This window comes from Pseudophaeobacter profundi (genome assembly GCF_029697505.1).
In the GTDB taxonomy this organism is placed as follows: Bacteria; Pseudomonadota; Alphaproteobacteria; order Rhodobacterales; family Rhodobacteraceae; genus Pseudophaeobacter; species Pseudophaeobacter profundi.
This window is the reverse complement of the sequence record NZ_JARJEF010000177.1, coordinates 1-292: the sequence shown is the minus strand read 5'-3', so window position 1 is coordinate 292 and position 292 is coordinate 1. Positions and strand designations below refer to the sequence as shown.

Below are 292 nucleotides of genomic sequence, written 5' to 3'. Positions count from 1 at the left end.
AAGAGATGTTAATTATGGTTGACTTATACGTAATATTCATTCAAATGGTGCCTCATTATTTTTCATTAGAATATATTTACACGTTGGACGAGGAATATATTATGGATCATACCACTTAATAAAAACATGAAATATAGGTATCATTATTATATTAACTACTATAGCAACAGCATTCTTAGGATATGTTCTGCCATGGGGTCAAATATCATTTTGAGGGGCAACTGTAATTACTAATTTATTATCAGCTCTTCCTTATATTGGATCAATATTAGTTAATTGAATTTGAGGGGGA

The 292-nt window shown here is 29.5% G+C and carries 1 pseudogene; it reads left to right on the top strand.

Features of this window, described 5'->3' with window-relative positions:
* Positions 1–22: 22 nt before the first annotated feature.
* A pseudogene (locus tag P2081_RS20680) lies at positions 23–211 on the top strand (cytochrome b N-terminal domain-containing protein); the annotation flags it as partial.
* Between the last annotated feature and the right edge of the window lie 81 nt (positions 212–292).